The following is a 16,670-nucleotide window of genomic DNA, read 5'->3' as shown; positions in this document are numbered from 1 at the left end:
CTGGTCTTTTTCGTGACGCCTGCAGCATCTGCCCAGTATGCCGCCAAAACGGCGGGAAGAAACCCGGGGCGATGCCTAGGCCGGCAAAAAAAATGCCAGGGCCATGGCGAACATAGCAAACAAAAACGCCGGGCCACAAGGCACCGGCGTTTCCAGGCGGGGTTCGGGGGGCGGCGACGGTCGTCAGACCACATGTAAGTGACGTCGATCTCCTGGACAGGATACAGGGGCTACCGTTGTTCTACCATCACTGCAAAAGAATCCCACATTGAACATCCGGATTGAATTAGCATATGACATGGATATTTTGGACAGTCTCAAATGCCAGTCCGGAAAATCAAGAAGAACTATCGCAACGTCACCGGGGTTTCCTCAGCGACCAAGGCCATCGGCGACGCACAGTTCGAATCGACCCTAGAGCGGGACTTCATCCGGCTAGCAGAGTTCTCGCCGGATATCGCGAAGTTCGAAGTTCAGCCCGTCAAGATCAGCTGGGTGGATGCAACCGGTGCTGAGCGTACCTACACCCCTGATGTCCTGGTTACCTTCAGTAACCCAGAAATATCCAAGCCATGGCTCTGTGAAGTTAAATATAGAGCAGATTTGAAAAAGTACTGGCCTGATCTGCACCCTAAATTCATTCGGGGGATTAGGTATGCAAAGCAACGTGGTTGGCGATTCCGCCTCATCACGGAAGTTGAGATTCGTGGCCCAGAACTAGAAGCGGCCAAGTTTCTTCTCCCATTCCGTCACAAGAACATTCCCCCTCGCCAAGTCCATCAGGTCCTCAACCTAGTTGAAGAACTGAAAGTCACCACCCCCGCCGCTCTTCTGGCCAACATTTCGTCAGACCCATATACCCAGGCGGAGTGGATTCCGGCCCTTTGGCTCCTTGTCGCTCAGTTTCGAGTCGGAATCAATTTGCAGGAGCCTCTTTCCATGACATCCAGAATCTGGAGTCTCGAATGAAAGACCTCTCCCCTCGATTGATTTTGGAGTACGGATCCGACGTGGCATATCGGGGGCGTCGATATGTCATCTGCCAACAACCTTCTGACTTCAGCGCCATATCGATCAAGGACCCCGAGTCAGGAGCTATCTTTCAGGCGGCAGTAGCAGAGCTGTCTCCCTATGTCGAAAAGTCCAAAGCATCCCCTGGGGACTTAGCCACAATCCCGGAAAAGCGAGCAGCTGAGGCCAACTATAAGTACGAGGTGATAAAGCCACTACTCAATATGGCCAAGCGCACCTCTGCCGACGTTGTTGCTCAAGCCACCAAGTACGGTCTAAGCCGATCAGCGGTGTACCAGTGGCTCCAGGAATTTGACCGGATTGGGAAGGTCTCCGTCTTTGTGCGCAAAACCCGGAAGGATGCCGGCAAGAAGAAAATTCCCAAGCAGCTCGAAGAGATCATCTCCGACGCAATCAAGACCCAATACCTGACCAAACAGAAGAAGAAACCTTCTGCCGTCATTATTGAGATAGAGCGCATCTGCAAGAAGCTTGAGATTGATCCCCCTCATCCAAATACGGTCAGAAGCCGCATCCGGCAAATCAATGCCTACGAGAAGAAGAAAAGCCGCGAGGGAAACAAGGCAGCACGCGATGCCTATGCGCCGCATAAAAGTGAATTTCCGGGAGCCGACTTCCCTCTTTCGGTTGTGCAAGTCGATCACACTCCCCTCGACATCATCTTGGTCGATGATGCCCACCGACAGCCGATAGGCCGACCGTGGCTCACGCTATTGATCGATGTCTATTCCAGGATGATCCTCGGCTTCTATATCTCATTTGACCCTCCTGGAAACCTCTCCCTTGGCCTGTGCCTCACACACGCGTTCCTTCCCAAGGAAAACTGGCTGGCCAAACACAATATCGATACACCATGGCCTTGCTGGGGTACCCCTCGAACGATCCATGCCGACAATGCCAAGGAGTTCCGCGGCAACATGCTCCAACAGGCCTGCAAGGAATATGGAATCGACCTGGAATGGCGTCCGGTGGCCACTCCCCACTACGGGGCTCATATCGAACGCCTTCTAGGCACGCTGAACCGCGAGATTCACAACGCCCCTGGGACCACCTTTTCAAATCTCAAGGAGAGAGGCGAATACGATTCCGACAAAGAATCAGCAATGACTCTGACGGAGTTTGAACGGTGGTTCGCCATCCTATGTGTTGAGGTGTACCACCAACGGCCTCACTCCCAACTCGGGATGCCACCTATCGCCAAGTGGCAAGAAGGAATCCTGGGGACTAAAACCTCACCAGGAACCGGTCTTCCTCCGCGGATTACCGATGAGCTTCGGCTCAAGCTTGATCTGATGCCGTTCGACACGAGGACCGTACAACATTACGGAATAGTCTGGGACCATATTCAATATCAACACGATGTTCTCAGACGTTGGGTGAACGCAACGGACCCCAATAGTCCCAAGAACAAGCGGCAGTTTCTTTGCCGTCGGGATCCTCGAGACATCAGTGTTATCTGGTTCTACGACCCGGAACTTGAAGACTATTTTGCGATTCCATATCGCAATACCTCGCGCCCAGCAATCAGCCTATGGGAGTTAAGAGCAGCCGAAAGTCGGGCAAAGCAGGAACGTCCTGACTTTCCAATCGAAGAGGACCTGATCTTCCAGGCCTACGACAAATTGCGAGAAATCGAGGACAACGCCAAAACGATGACCAAGAAGGTCCGTAGAAGCCGGGAGCGTTCGCGTGTCGGTATTAACAACGCCCGCGCTCACATTCCGCCAATCTCTCCTAAGGCAAAACCCCATCCTTCCCAAAGCAAGGCACCGCCGGCCAGAGTCATCAAGCCCTTCGAGGACATGGACGACATGCAAGGGGATGATGATGACTGAGCCTCGCTCCCATCTTCTGAAGAAGGCGGCTGCGTATCTGGATCGCCCCGATGAAGAGCGCATTGCCTACATTCGTTCCCCACGGTGGATTGGCTACCCCAGAGCCCAGGAGGCCCTGAGCAAGCTGGAAGAGCTACTGAATTACCCGCAATCCCACCGGATGCCCAATCTGCTGATTATTGGCGACACCAATAACGGCAAGACCATGTTGGTCCAGCGCTTCTGCAAACAGCACAAGCCAGCGGACAACCCGGAGGGTGAGGCTGCCATCGTTCCTGTCCTCTATGTACAGGCTCCGCCAGTTCCCGATGAAGGCCGGTTCTATAACGCCATCCTGGAACTCCTTTTCGCGCCCTATAAGCCTGGGGATCGGGCCGACCGGAAGCAGTTTCAGGCCATCAAGGTAATGAAGGCGGTGGGCCTCAAGATGCTGCTCATTGATGAAATCCACCACATCCTGGCGGGATCAATGACCAAGCAGAAGGCTTTCCTCAACGTGATCAAGTATCTCGGCAATGAGCTGGAGATACCGATTGTGGGAATCGGCACCAAGGATGCCTTTCGGGCGATTCAGACCGACCTACAGTTATCCAACCGATTCGATCACATCAACATTCCCCGATGGCACAACGACGATGACTTTCTGCGGTTGTTGGCGTCATTTGAGCAAGCCATCCCTCTCCGGAATCCGTCCGACCTGGTAAATGGCCCCCTGGCAGACAAAATCTACTCCATGACCGAGGGCTACCTGGGAGAGCTATCCCGTCTCCTGGTTAAAGCAGCTGTTCAAGCCGTCGCAAGTGGGAGGGAGCTTATAGACAAACGGATTCTGGACGGACTGGGATGGACGCCTCCCTCAGAGCGACGCAAGGAACCGAGGGGTTGAGATGGCCTACGGCAAGGTGTGGCCAGCCCATCCCAAGCCGCTTCCGGATGAGTTGCTGTCGTCTTGGATTATCCGTGTTGCCCAGGCCAATGCGATCAAGCTGCAAACACTGTCCTGGATGCTTTTTGGGAATGAGCGCTCTCCCTGGAATCGGGACATAGACCGTTCCGCTCCACCATGGCTTCTCAAAGAACTGGCTCTCCACACCGGAACCAACTACTGGGATGTGTTCCACACCACGCTCGTCACCTACCGTCAGCGCCTTTATTCCAGACGGCGTCTCTCCGGCCAGTTGCCTTGGATCTCAACAATACATACGTATGGGATGCAACGACGGGGACATGGCCAGCTGCTATGCCCTCAATGCCTGGCGACAGACCAGATTCCCTACTTCCGGAAACAGTGGAGACTGGCCCTATTCACCTACTGTCCTAACCACCAGGTCAAGATGGTGGATTCGTGCCCGAATTGCGGAGCTTCAGTGATGCACTACCGGGGAGATTTTGGGCGGACGATTCAGGAGGCTAAGCCTATGCATCTCTGCCATAGGTGTGGCTATGACTATGCGGGAATGGCGGCTGAAAAGGCAGAGTTCTGTTCGGAAGGGATTCACCAACTCTTTGACGACATGGTGATCTCACTGTCAGGTCCGATGGGTCAGGCGGAGAAGTTCGATATAGGTTTTTTCTCAGTACTGCATCAGCTGTGCTCAATCCTGGTCAGTCTGAGTAATAGAGGGCGACTTGAGCAATTCATCTGCCGTCGCCTGGGGACACAGTTCGAGCCTAGGCCGCGAGTACGACTGCCAATTGAGGGATATGCCCTCGATGACCGTCATCACCTTATCCAGTATGGGCTCTGGTTGATGGGAAGCCTCGCTGCCCGCCTAGGTGAGGCTTGGACCAGCAAGGCGGTCCGGTACAACTACCTGCTTAAGGACTTCGAAGAGGCACCTGCTGACTATCGGCACCTAGTGACGAGGTTTTCCAACTGGCGAAACCTTGATCCCATGAACTGATGGATTAATTTGTTTCGACCCATTGCAGCCCATCGGTACTCTGTCCGAGCGCCATTAAGTTCTTGACTTTTAAAATCCATATCGCATAATGATGGGACGAGGGGTATCAGGCATCTTGTATGGGTGGCAAACACCTATCCCGGCAACCATTACGTCCAACAGCAACACGTTCCGAGCCATTCGGTCCGACAGATTCAGAGCACAGACCAGAAGGCGGTTAGCGCCTACATCAAGCTGAATCTCAACACAGGAGCCGATATGAATATAGACCGTAAGCCGAAGACCTCGCCGTGGAAAGCACTCATCAAGCTGAGTGCAGCTGCCTGATACTCTTCAAGCCCGCTAAATGCGGGCTTTTTGTTTCATAGTCATGCTTTCCACTGCCTTCTCGGCATACTTCATTTCATTGCTCATTTAAGATTTGGGATTGGCTAGTAGCACTCAGGATATTAAGTGCCACAACCATATCAATCTTTTCGACCTGATAAATATCAGGGTACGCAAAGCTACCAACAGGCTCGACAACTAGGAACTTCTCTAAAAGTTGGTCGCATCGGTAGATCCCGATAAAAAAAATTTTAAGCGTACGTTTTTGCCCATCTAGCATGTCATGAAGTTGATTTTCATCAACCACACCATCTTCATCAACCACTATCGGTAGTTGGACGATCAGGCTATTTTCCCCGGGGGGTTTCAGTAACCTATGGATTACGCTCTCATCTGCCTTGCTTGCTCTGGCATAAGCTAGATCAATCCCGGCTCTTACCCATCGGGGAAGTTGATTATGCGTATTGAAACCCTCGCTCGACTTTGACCTTGCCTCAACATTCCCGCCCCTAGCACCTACCGAATCTTGAGCCTCTCCCAAGGCCACTTGTTCGAGCTCACCGTCCTTGTGACGGACAAAAATTCCGGAGGATTTACAGGAGACAATCCGTTCTCGCCATACCTGCTTCCTTTTCAAGTCCGGAAACCGGGTAGGGGCATCAAAAACCGATGACCTGGATGATTTCGTTTTTCCGGCGTCAGAATTTGACAGGGTCGCCTGCTTACCCCGATCAACAGTTCTCCTACCGCCGTCAGCGCCGGTTGCAGCACCGCGCTGAGGCGACCTGACTTTCCTGTCATCAGCCTCATAAGTCAGGGACCGAAATGGAAATGGGTGGGAGCAGCTATCGATATGGAATGCTAGAAAGGTGGCTTTCTCCTGGCCCTTGAACGATAGCCAAATTCCTGAAGCAGTCAGAGTTGTTGATCCATGGAATGGGAATCCCATGTACGGAAAGGCAGGCAGTCGTTGAGCCAAGGCAGATGCGCAATGGTGATAGACATAGCTTGCGGCCTTGTACGCCGTATCACACAGAGCAATTCGTCCAATATCCGGCGCCGAAACACCATAGAGTCGCTCTGCAAGCTTCAGGTGAAGATGGCCCGTCTCCTGGTTGTAGTGCTTGGCCTGCCATAGGCGCTCTGGCGACATGGCTCCAGTGAATAGGCGCAAAACAAGCTGGCTAGTTGACCCATAGTAGAAGCGGATCATCTCTGCACCTGGTACGACGAGGCTCACATCACCCGCATCAATCAGAACACAGTAGGAGTGGGTATGGCGGTGATGCCATGGATGCTCACCGAACGGGAGCAGGAAATGCTCATCCACTGACACTCCGGCCTTGAGATAGGTAACGGTCTGAGGATGAATATGGAGCTCTTCAAAGGTGTAACTCTCATACAGCGGTTTTACCGAGACAGCCCCTCCTTTCCAAATATCCCCAATCCTCAATAGAGGAAGCGAACCAACTGGCATCCAAACATCTCTCTGCTGCTCCACATCAGTTTCAATCCGGGAGAACAGATTTATGGGCTGCCCAGGATCCTTCAAAGGGGATATCGCCACCTTAATACTTGGCTGGCGAAAGCGCTGAACTACGACTGGATAGGCGACCTCTCCGAACCAGTCAATCCGCCACGGCCTTTCATCTGGCGTCAGTTGGGGAATGAGTGGCGGCTGGTACATCGAGACTATCGTGTATGGGCCCTGGCGGCTAACCAATCTGCCCGAAGCTCCCGGGCATCATGAAGGGCATGGTGCGCATCAGGAGACTCCATCAGCCCTACCCTGGCCCAACTGATGGAATTGACCTCTTCAGCCACATTGGTGCCTTCTATCCAGACTGGCATCTGATCTAACAGCGCCTGGCGAAATAAGTCGAAGTCTGTGTCGAAGTCGTACAGAACAAGAACAGGTCCTTGGCTGTCGAGGCTATGCACGTTCTCAAGCCAGGCTCTCAAGGCGGTGGCCAAGTTAGCGCGATCCACGCCACTCGGTCCCTGTCCAAGCTTGGGCAGGACCCTTGATTGGACAAAATCACTGCACCGAGCCAAATCGAAGTCATTTCGCTCTGCGTAAAACTCTTGGCGACCGCACTCACTCACCAACCCAAGAGATATCAGGTCAGGTTCGTTAAAGTCAGTGAATTCGGTGTCCAGAAATAGGATCATGAGATTTCAAATCTCAACGTTATTCTCTGGCATAGCCATTACCGCATAAGACCAACCACTATCTTGCAGCCCCTGAAAGCAGAAGTCCTTCGTGTAGAGGGAATGGCAAGATTGTTTTCTCGTCGGTCGCAATATGACACTGCATCATGGCTCGCGTCAGAGTAACAAGCTCCAACATGTCGTCATGCTCACTCTTCACAACTACCGTTACCTCGCTTAGCGAAGGAAAGCGGCGGTGTTTGTATTGCCTTGCGCCTTGTTCGTGTCTCGATTGCTTATTCGCCATCCCGGCGCTAAGTTGCAGCGGTGTGGGCAAGCCGCGGCTAACCCAATAGGTTCGGGTTGCGTTTGGTTCCTTGAAGATTCCTGCTGTCGTACCCTGAACGCTCTGCTCGACCCAGTAACATGGTGCCTTCACTGGTTCATCTGTAATTCGTACGATGGACAGGCCATCAGACGGAAAAATTTCGCGCACCGGAGCTGCACCACCAACATTGCCTAGCTGCAGCCGATCGAATGCAAAATGACCGCTGTTCCTGAACCCCGGAACTGCCGTCCTGATGTTTGTGGCCTCAACGAAAAGCACCGTTCGCTTCCCATCGCGCGGCGTCGCTTGCGCAAGAAACTGCGCAATCCTGGTCGATTGCTCGTCTGCTTTCTTGAACTTCAAATTGGCCACTTCACCCGTTGCGATTAATCGAACCGCTTCCGGATATGAGCAACGGATTGGATCGTCGTTATGTCCCATCAGGCACACTGAGATCGCTCCTTGGTCGCATTCGATGTATATGGGTGTGCAGAATCCTCCCTTGGCTCCGGCCTGCTGCTCCCCAGATTTGCCGTTCAGATTGATTACCCACCATGCCGCAAGCCGCAAGTCCTGATTCTTAACAGGACTTACTCCAGCCGACCGGAATAGATCGAGGATGGCGTTTTGGTAGGCAAACGAATCTGTGTCGGAGGTTGGATGCTCGAAACTAGCAGAATCCAAATTCTGGTCACCTTCTGGATCGTAAAGTCTTACCTGAGCTACCCCCTTGCCTCTGGCAATGGTCTGGTAGGTGAGTAGATAAGGATCACGCTCAGCATCTTCAGCCAATGCCTCATTCATTTCTACCAAACCCATCCAGCCTGGGGGTAGCGATTGGAAGGTACGATCCAAATAAGCGGCCATGCCCTCTCGTGCCACCTTATCCCTTTCGCCACGGAGTGAGTCTCGTATTTTGTACTGTAGGTGTTTCGGAACACCAGTTACCTTACTCTCATCGATGGGATCGAGGATCTGTGCGAATGGTCCAGCCGGACGGTGTTGGACTTTGAGTGATAGTCCATCACCGAATGTCCATACATCATCAATTATGCTGTGAGGCTCTCCTAGGACGGCGCGTATCGCATCATCGAATACCTCAGCACCTGTAGGCCTTGACTGCAACAATGCGAGCGTTGCATCGTTGCTGCCGAAGCGACGTGACAAGGCAGTTTTCAGATCTGACGGCTTGTTGTCCAATACCGTGACAAGCTTTTCTTTCGGCCCACGTTTTGCGATTCGCTCCATTCGCACGCGCGTGAAGCCGGCAGTGCTTAGGTGTTTGTCTAGAAAAGCGAGGTATTCCTCGCGTTCAGGGTGGGGCACCCCGGTCCCGCCAGGGGCCCATTGGTCGCCGTGGACTGTACCAAACCGTGGATATAAGCCAACTGACCCGCCAAGTAACGGTGTCAGTCCCAACGTAGCTTCGTCGAATTCAAGTCCTGACATACCCAAAATCGTCTTTAAGACACGCCGGTCTGCACTTTCTTTCTCTGTTTGGCCGCGTCCGGCATTCCACCAATCGCGCCTAGTCGTGGCGAGTTCAATACAGCGAATTCGTCCAGATCTCGGGGCTAATGCAGAATCAGCTGGTAAAAAGACATCCATATACCTAGCACGATTACGACCTAACCGCGCTTCGTGGATTTCACCGAAATTCCTGATCCCAACATTTATTGCGACCCGGAGATTGCGGCTTTCTGGGGTCGAAACAGCGGCGACATTGAACACCTCCGTCCACCAGCCTGTACTCCGTTTTCTATCGACACGGGATGGCTCGTGGCGCAGCAATGCTTTCCCGAAGTACAGACTCTGCTGCGCTCCGGACAAGACCAACTTTCCTTCGTCAGGGGTATCGCGATTCAATACTCGGCCCTCAAGTGCCCTAGCTGCGATGAGGGAGATTAAATCGAACAATGCAAAATCGGCTGGAGATGCGCACGCGCCATTCCATGAAAGGGCTGAACGTATTGGCTGTACGCTGCATGGGGTGCCTCTCGCGCTTCTGCCATCATTCAGCATAGCCGTGATTTCTGCAGCCTTTTCAGGGAGCACGATACCGAGCCATATGGATATCGCGACCTCGATCTCCCGCCGCATCTCGTCAGCTGATTGTGCGGGATCGATCGCTGTCATCGTCAATGTCTTCTGGGCGCCAGGCGAAGATGCTGCTATGCCGATTAAGTCGACACTGGGTGCAGCCCAGCCGAGGACCGCCTGTAGGCCTGAGAATGCCATTGCATGATCGGCCGACATGCCTTGTGCCTCCTTGATGGCGTTGTAGATGCCGGAAGGCATTGAGTACCGAACAATGGTGCGATTTTCGAGCAGAGATGCGTCGATCTCGTAAAGGTACGGGTGGATTATTCCGCTCATATTTCTGCTCCCTGTTCGTCACCAAATAGTCGATCGAGCGCGTCAAGAAAAGGTCGATATAGCCGTTCGGCTATCACCTTATTAACATCGTCATTTATCGCCAACTGAAGAGTCTCCTGGCATTGCTTCAGGCAGCTTGAATTTGCGGTGTCTCTTTTTGGTGGATTCCCAAAGATTCCTGGCGCAAACTTCTTGTCGATGAATCCAACATATATCGGAACACCACCACGAATTCCTCGGCCTATTGTTTGCCAGAGAGAGGTCATTAGGTCCCAGGAGTACTGAGTTCTCGCTTCGTCAGACATGACGCTATACGCGACACGCATTGCAAAACCCTCGTTCAGCGCTCGATGCGCCAGGGAAACGAACCGCCTGTTGACAGAATCAAGTGACCTGCCGGACTTAGGAAATACACCGTCTTCTTGCAACACGCTCATTGCAAGGCGGTTAAGCATCCCGATAACGCTTGAATGGTCGTCCGGCCTCGGATGTGGCCGATGTAGAAAGTAGATTGTGCTGATGGCTGCATAACCGGAATCCGTAACAATATTGTGTCCTCGCGAAATCGGCTTTAGCGGCGCCACAAGGATTGAGAAGGGAGGCGACTGCCCAAAGTCTTCGACTCGTGACCTAGGCAGCGGAACAATGTTCCGATGGAATTCCTCCCCACTGCGTGTCGCATCTTGCTCTAACTCACCAGCTCTAGCTAATTGATCGCTTACTAGGCAATAAACGCTATGGGCTTGCCCAGCAACGCGTGCTAGCTCGTTCGCAACGATCTTAGCGTCCCCATAGTTGTTAGTAACCAAAAGGGCACGACGACGGTGCATCGTGCGCTCGCGCTCTTCCGGCCAAAGCGTATCGAGGTCGTGCCACTTGTTCATTAACCGTGTTCCCGTCGCGGACGAGCGTCCAAGTAAGTGCGCCACGCGCCTCAAATTTTCTCTTCGCTCATCGGGTGCGGATCCCGATACAACGATTGATTCAGGGCCCAGCGATACGAACTCGTAACGACTATGCGAGAGGGCAGCTAGCTCCCCAGGTGGCTGAGTGAGAATGGCACTTACTGGCTGTTGCACATCGAATGTCGGAGAGGCAGTCGTAGAACATCCTCCAGCCCAGCTAGTTCCGGACATCAACATTACGTGGGGGCCGGCCTGCCCTTCATGGGCCAAGAGCCTATGGAATTGGGTAAGTAAGTACCGTCCGACTCCCAGATGATTCACAAGCTTTAACGTTCCGCCCTGTGCAGATTGCCCTGCTGGGCTGAACATCAAGCCGAACACTGTCCCAAAAAGCGGACGTGGAATTAGATTGCCGTAGTGTCGCAGTAGTCGGCGTGCCTCCCGGAAGGCATCTTCATCGGAGATTCCGAAGTCGTCTTCAACAGCCGCTTGGTTTCTTACCAAGTAAGCGAAGCTTGAAAGGCAGATGTTTGTGAGCAATGCGAGCGCTATCGCGTATGCACGAGATAGCGAGTCGGTGGGCAGTATCGGGGGGGCGAAGGGACTGTCCGATCGACGTTGCTTGCTGAGTGCGGGGCCTCGATATGCGAACACACTTAGCGGACCAGAATCGATGGCCTCGGCGATTTGGTGTATGACTCCCTCCGGATCGTCTTCGATGACAGCGTCGATGATGGCCGGTAGCAGCCTATTGAGGAACGCATGAGCTGCTTGCATGTTTACCGACAGAGTGCCAGTTGTTAAGTCGTCGCCCGCCTCTTTGTCATCGCTTGCCGCCGCTTTGCCATACAACATGCCCGCGATGATTGCGATCTGCTCAAGTGTCTTGCTCCGCTCTCGCGCAGAGGATTCGCGATCTTTGCCCGTTGATTCCCCGCTTGGAACAAGATCGGCCAGGATGCTCGCAGCCGTGAAGGTTTTGCAGTTGGTAAACCAACTGAGATTCTCTCCTCGCTTTAAAAGCAGATGGTAAATGGCCGAGATGCTGTCCTGTAGCCGATTGAGTTCGCGATGCCACCGAACATTCGACGCAGCAAGGTACTGTCGTCCTGTCTTGTCGCTTAGCGATTTTGCAACGGTTCGCATGTTGGAAATCATGAAAGCTGACTCGTTGGGAGAAAGCAGGTCCTTTTCTTGCGTACATTCGCTATCAAAAGTAGCTTGAACGCTGTCTGCCTCATCGATCAGCACGACGTCAGCAATGAACTGAAATAGCTCCGGAAATGACATTTCCTCGGCGACGAATGCTTTGTCTGCCGTCATATGAAGCAATGCCTGTGGCGTCATGGCGATGACCTTCGCAGTGCCTAGCTTGCTTTGTTGTTCGTGCAGTGGGCATTCGCCTATAAGGGGGCATGACCTGTCGACTTCAGTTCGATTTTTTCCCAGTTGCTTGAGCCGATGACACGGCTTCTCAGATAACCTCAAAACGGTCCGCGATGACGTCCCATCGGAGAATTGGGGCGGAGCCTGGAACCCCTCCAATGGACAGGCTACCCCAAGGCTTCGGGTCATCGCTGCAGTAGCCTCTAGCATGGCGTCCGATGGGTAGCCTTGAGCATTCCAGTGCGCCATGCTTAGGTGTTCATCCCTATTTCGTGGGGAGCTGATCACTGTAGCCTGTTCATAGCCATGCGCGTGCAGCCGGGCTACTAGTTGGGAGGCAGAGGCAGTATCGGGAAACAACACCACCACTCTCTTGCCATAATCTGGACTAGCCAGCGCGAAAATCAATGCCTGCAGCAAGGTGCTCTTACCGCTGGAGAGCATCCCCACAACATGGCTAGTTCCATCGAGGATAATTGTGCCGTTCTGGAAAAAGTCAGATGAGAGGCTTTCGATCTGAACTTTTGAGAGACGAGAATGCAAGTTGAGTCGAGACATCCATTCGGGAAAGCCGGGGGCAGCCTCCCGGGCGTCGACCTCCCGTGCAATCGATAATAGACGCTCCCATTTGATGGAAATTGGGGGATTAACAGATCGCTTGGGTAAAGAGTTTCGGTTTGGCGGCGGAACTTGGAAATGGGGAATTTTGAATGTCCGAACCTCTTGTCCCTGACGCAATTCGACTTTGGCGTGACCAGGCTCCGCAAACCGTAGTTCCCGTTGGGAATATGGAAGGGGACTCTTAAGGCTATCTCTCAGGAGCGTAACCAAATCAGGGGCTACTGCTTCTCTTTGCTGAACCTCATCGTCAGCGAAAACGATGTAGGCGGTTCTGCTTCTTGCTTCGGCGTGCGATGAGAGCGCCTTTCGCCAAGCTAAACGACTACAAAGATTTCCGGCGTACTGCCGTAGGACAAACAATGCGCGGGACATCTCGTCCGGCAGTGTCGCGGCCAGGTGCCCCTGCAATAGTGAGGGGATCACATGGATCCTTTCGGAGGGCGCATAGCTAAAAAGAAAATGAAGGCAGAGGTCCGTAAGCGCGATGTCCCTAAGGTCGAATCTGTTCACAGCGCTGGCGCCAGGAAGCACCAGATCCCTGTAACGGTCTAGAAATCCTGAAATATCCCTCACGCTTTATCCCCCAACAGCTCAAGGAATTCAGATGCGGTCATAATCTGCTCGGGCTCCTTCAGTGCTGAGAGCGCCGCCTTGCAGAACAGTGTCTTATATTGAGGGAGGCGATCCTCCAGATAGTCGGGAATCACGATGACGCGTTTGTAGCGTCGGCGACGATTGTGCTGTCCACTGGTTCTCGATAGCGAGATGGGAGAAATATGATCTTTGACATCTACCGCAAACCGTCTTCCTGAGGGCTGCGACACCAGAAGATCCACACTGTCAAAGTCGGGCCACAAGATGGACGTGCAGCCACGGGCCTGCACCTCCCTGTGGAGCTGTAGCTCATGCCAACCCGGCAATGTCCAAAAGACCCTGACGGGCCGCTTGAGTTCTATGGTCGCCGACGTGTGTTCGATCCAACGGGGACCGTAGTCTCGAAGGTGCTGTGCAGCGACTGGATCACGCATCTCCGTGGCCCACTGGTTAGCATGTTTCTTGAGGCGCGTCCCGGTGAGCGGACACAGGGCCAGCTTTCCGTCTACAGCGTGAACCTCAGGGATGCGTTCATAGAAAAAGTCGACAAGCTTCTTCGTCAGGATCGTGTTAGATCTCAATACGTCGTATTTCGCAATAAAGATTGCATGTGATTCCGCTACGGGATTCTCGATGACAGCACGTCGCCACTCGCTGTAGAAGCGCTGGCCGAGATCTTCGTCGAGTTCGGCGCATGCTGACATCAGCATTTGATAAAAGGCTTGTTCGGCATCTGTTTCAGTGAGGCCTGCCATCGAAATGCAATCCGGAGTGATTTCCCCATCATCGATTAGGCGCGACGCAAAGAAAGCTTCACCATGTTCGCACTCACCGTATGCACTACACCATTCGAATATTGGGCGGGCTGCGGCTCGAATCAGTGAGGCAAGATCGACTGGATAAGATGTTCTGCGCTCAATATTGAAGGCGGCAGCTAGGTTGAACGCTCTAGAGAGAGGTTCAGGGTAGGGAGCTTGAATATGCCCTTGATGATCTATGTCTTCCTGCAGCCTGCGTAGGCCTGCCGCAAACAAATTGACCATGTCGAATTCGCTGCTGCCGACCTCAGACTCGGGAATGCCTGGCATCCTGGCCGTCGGACTTGACTCGTCCACCCCGACGGCCTTCAGGATCAGTCCGGGAATCTTATCCAGCTGCCCTTCAGCTGCTAATCGCAGATATCGGTCGAGCGTTGGACGGGATACCCCAAGAAACTTAGCTGCAGAGCCCTTCCATCCTCTCTCGGTGGATCCGACAAGTTTTTGCAGGTTTGCCAAGAACATACTTGCCTCTACTTCTTAGTATTTGATTTACACCCCAACTCTCAAATGTAAAGTGTAAAGTCAATTTTACAAAATTGCCATTTACATATCTCTGCTAGCAACAATGGTAAGCATTAATTTGACGCCTTGTGTTACTTGCGAAAACACGGGGAAAACCCAGTCCATGGCCGCGAATGCGGTTGAACGATTAATACCCCAGCCTTAGTCTCGAGAACCAGCGCATGTCAGCACTGGCGCTATCCATAAAAACCTGCGACCGATTCTGATAGGATATGACGAAGTCACGTTTTAAGGCGGTGAGCGAACGGCTGCTTATTGCGGAATACCGCGTATTTACTTCTTTCAGGGGAGAAAAATGAAGCGAAAAGCGATACTAATTGGCAACACGCATAACCTTCAGGGTGTAAAAACTGACCTAGTACGTACGGGTAATTTTTTGTGTAGTTCTGTTGGTGGGGGGTGGTATTCGAACGAGATTGAGGTTTTTGAAGACCCAAGCAAAGATCAGCTTCTTCGTAGGCTCGACAGTATCAGACGAGAATCCAATGACTATGTCTTCGTCCTTTTCAGCGGACATGGCGGGCAAGCGCGTCAGACCATTCTTGAACTGAATGGTCGTGGAGAAACAATTTCTGAATCACAACTTCACGATATCGGCTCTCGGCAGCTATCAATTTTTGATTGTTGCCGGGCCATAGTTGAACCAGTACGCAAATCGATTGCGCTTGATTCACTAAGTGCATCATTTTCCGAATCTGTATCGGTTCGACGCAGGTATGAAGATCGCATCATGGAGGCGATCCATCAGCAAGTACGACTTTATTCATGTGCTATCGGCGAAAAGTCCTACGACACCCCCCAAGGTGCCATGTATTTGGGGAACCTCCTTAAAGCAGCGCACTCGATTGATTCATATAGTCTTTTTAAGACGGTTGGAAGTGCTCATTCCGAAGCCCGTATCGCCACTATTCGGGACTCTAAGGAGAGGCAATCTCCCGAAGCAGACCTTCCGAAATGCTTGACCGCGCAGCAGCTCGTCATTGCGATACGCCCGTGAGCGAAGATACTAACGAGGCAGCCGTACCCAGCAAGCAGTTGCCTGAAGGGCATCACTTTCATCTAAAGAACGGTGACCACCACGCAGAGCTAAACAAGACCATTCAGGATTTGGTCCTGAGCACCGACTCGTATTTTGTCTACGTTGCTTCCGACCACTCAATCCAATGGAGCACCACTGACGAACATCAAGCCCCAGAGTATTTTGGCGAAATCCTAAGCAGGGTAGCAATTCTTGAAGCGAGATCTGGATTTATTGAGGATCCGAATACGCTGGGAAATATCCGCCGACAGATCGCCGAAGGCTTAGCGCGCTGCCTTGGCAACCATCGGAAATCAGATTGTTTTGCGCTATTAGATGAAGTAGACCGCCTACTTGCTGCTCGCAACAAGGAAACAGCCTGGAAGTGGTACTTCACTGCTGCATATAAGGTCACGGGAGCATGCGCTGTTGGCTTAGTTCTGCTATGGCTGGCGCGTGCCTATGCTGTTTCTTTTATAGGTCGGGCAGCCTTTGAGGTTTCTCTAGGCATCCTATGCGGTGCTATAGGTGCGCTACTATCTGTAACCACAAGAGCAAGCCGTATCGTAATGGATGCAAATGCGGGCCAACAGATACATCAGCTTGAAGGTCTGTCGAGAATCGGAGCGGGTCTCATCGGAGCTCTCTTCGTAGCCTTGTCTTTTCAAGGCGGACTCATTATGGGAGGTGTCCAATTTCCAGGCAGTCGGCTCGCAATGATGCTCGCCTTTTGTATTGCTGCGGGTGCAAGTGAGCGCTTGGTGCCGTCCTTAGTCGACAAAATCGAACGGTCCGCACTCAGTGCAGACCGCCACTAAAGGGATACCGAGGGCACTCGAGGAGGAAGTTG

Annotated in this window: 11 protein-coding genes; 6 read left to right on the top strand and 5 right to left on the bottom strand. The window is 52.7% G+C overall.

Features of this window, described 5'->3' with window-relative positions; translation table 11 throughout:
- The first annotated feature begins 321 nt into the window (after window positions 1-321).
- Genes AC3QLZ_RS11530 through AC3QLZ_RS11515 form a run of 4 tightly spaced genes read left to right on the top strand, consistent with a single transcriptional unit; the run spans window position 322 to window position 4,771 of the window.
- Window positions 322-969, top strand: coding sequence for a TnsA endonuclease N-terminal domain-containing protein (locus AC3QLZ_RS11530; protein ID WP_014236025.1), 648 nt, complete (start codon window positions 322-324; stop codon window positions 967-969).
- Window positions 966-2,867, top strand: coding sequence for a TnsB C-terminal domain-containing protein (locus AC3QLZ_RS11525; protein ID WP_014236024.1), 1,902 nt, complete (start codon window positions 966-968; stop codon window positions 2,865-2,867). Before AC3QLZ_RS11530 ends, AC3QLZ_RS11525 begins: the two co-directional genes overlap by 4 nt.
- Window positions 2,860-3,753 (top strand): TniB family NTP-binding protein, encoded by an 894-nt coding sequence (locus tag AC3QLZ_RS11520; protein ID WP_043797754.1) that lies wholly within the window; start codon window positions 2,860-2,862, stop codon window positions 3,751-3,753. The genes AC3QLZ_RS11525 and AC3QLZ_RS11520 overlap by 8 nt, the downstream gene beginning before the upstream one ends.
- A 1-nt stretch (window position 3,754) precedes the next feature.
- Window positions 3,755-4,771 carry a TniQ family protein gene (locus AC3QLZ_RS11515; protein ID WP_014236022.1) on the top strand — a complete coding sequence of 339 codons (1,017 nt, stop codon included), beginning with the start codon at window positions 3,755-3,757 and terminating at the stop codon, window positions 4,769-4,771.
- 403 nt (window positions 4,772-5,174) lie between these two features.
- On the opposite strand, the gene AC3QLZ_RS11510 is transcribed toward AC3QLZ_RS11515, so the two are convergent.
- Genes AC3QLZ_RS11510 through AC3QLZ_RS11490 form a run of 5 tightly spaced genes read right to left on the bottom strand, consistent with a single transcriptional unit; the run spans window position 5,175 to window position 14,736 of the window.
- Window positions 5,175-6,785: a hypothetical protein gene (locus AC3QLZ_RS11510; protein WP_014236021.1), complete on the bottom strand. Its 1,611-nt coding sequence runs from the start codon at window positions 6,783-6,785 to the stop codon at window positions 5,175-5,177.
- A gap of 5 nt (window positions 6,786-6,790) precedes the next feature.
- A complete protein-coding gene (locus AC3QLZ_RS11505; protein WP_014236020.1) occupies window positions 6,791-7,270 on the bottom strand; it encodes a 3'-5' exonuclease family protein in 480 nt (159 codons plus the stop codon).
- Between the two features lie 58 nt (window positions 7,271-7,328).
- Complete coding sequence (locus AC3QLZ_RS11500) at window positions 7,329-9,953, bottom strand: RNaseH domain-containing protein (RefSeq protein WP_083833917.1); 2,625 nt, start codon at window positions 9,951-9,953, stop codon at window positions 7,329-7,331.
- Entirely contained in the window at window positions 9,950-13,438 is a 3,489-nt protein-coding gene (locus AC3QLZ_RS11495) for a pPIWI_RE_Z domain-containing protein (protein ID WP_157870580.1), read from the bottom strand. Before AC3QLZ_RS11495 ends, AC3QLZ_RS11500 begins: the two co-directional genes overlap by 4 nt.
- Complete coding sequence (locus AC3QLZ_RS11490; RefSeq protein WP_162097130.1) at window positions 13,435-14,736, bottom strand: restriction endonuclease-related protein; 1,302 nt, start codon at window positions 14,734-14,736, stop codon at window positions 13,435-13,437. The genes AC3QLZ_RS11495 and AC3QLZ_RS11490 overlap by 4 nt, the downstream gene beginning before the upstream one ends.
- A gap of 361 nt (window positions 14,737-15,097) precedes the next feature.
- On the opposite strand from AC3QLZ_RS11490, the gene AC3QLZ_RS11485 reads away from it, so the two are divergent.
- Window positions 15,098-15,799, top strand: a complete 702-nt coding sequence (locus AC3QLZ_RS11485) for a caspase family protein (protein WP_014236016.1) — start codon at window positions 15,098-15,100, stop codon at window positions 15,797-15,799.
- Window positions 15,796-16,638 (top strand): hypothetical protein, encoded by an 843-nt coding sequence (locus AC3QLZ_RS11480; RefSeq protein ID WP_157870579.1) that lies wholly within the window; start codon window positions 15,796-15,798, stop codon window positions 16,636-16,638. Before AC3QLZ_RS11485 ends, AC3QLZ_RS11480 begins: the two co-directional genes overlap by 4 nt.
- Window positions 16,639-16,670: the final 32 nt, after the last annotated feature.

It is taken from the genome of Azospira sp. MPR-LB4 (assembly GCF_058809525.1).
The sequence above is the reverse complement of the archived record's forward strand: the minus strand, read 5'-3'. Positions and strand labels throughout refer to the sequence as shown.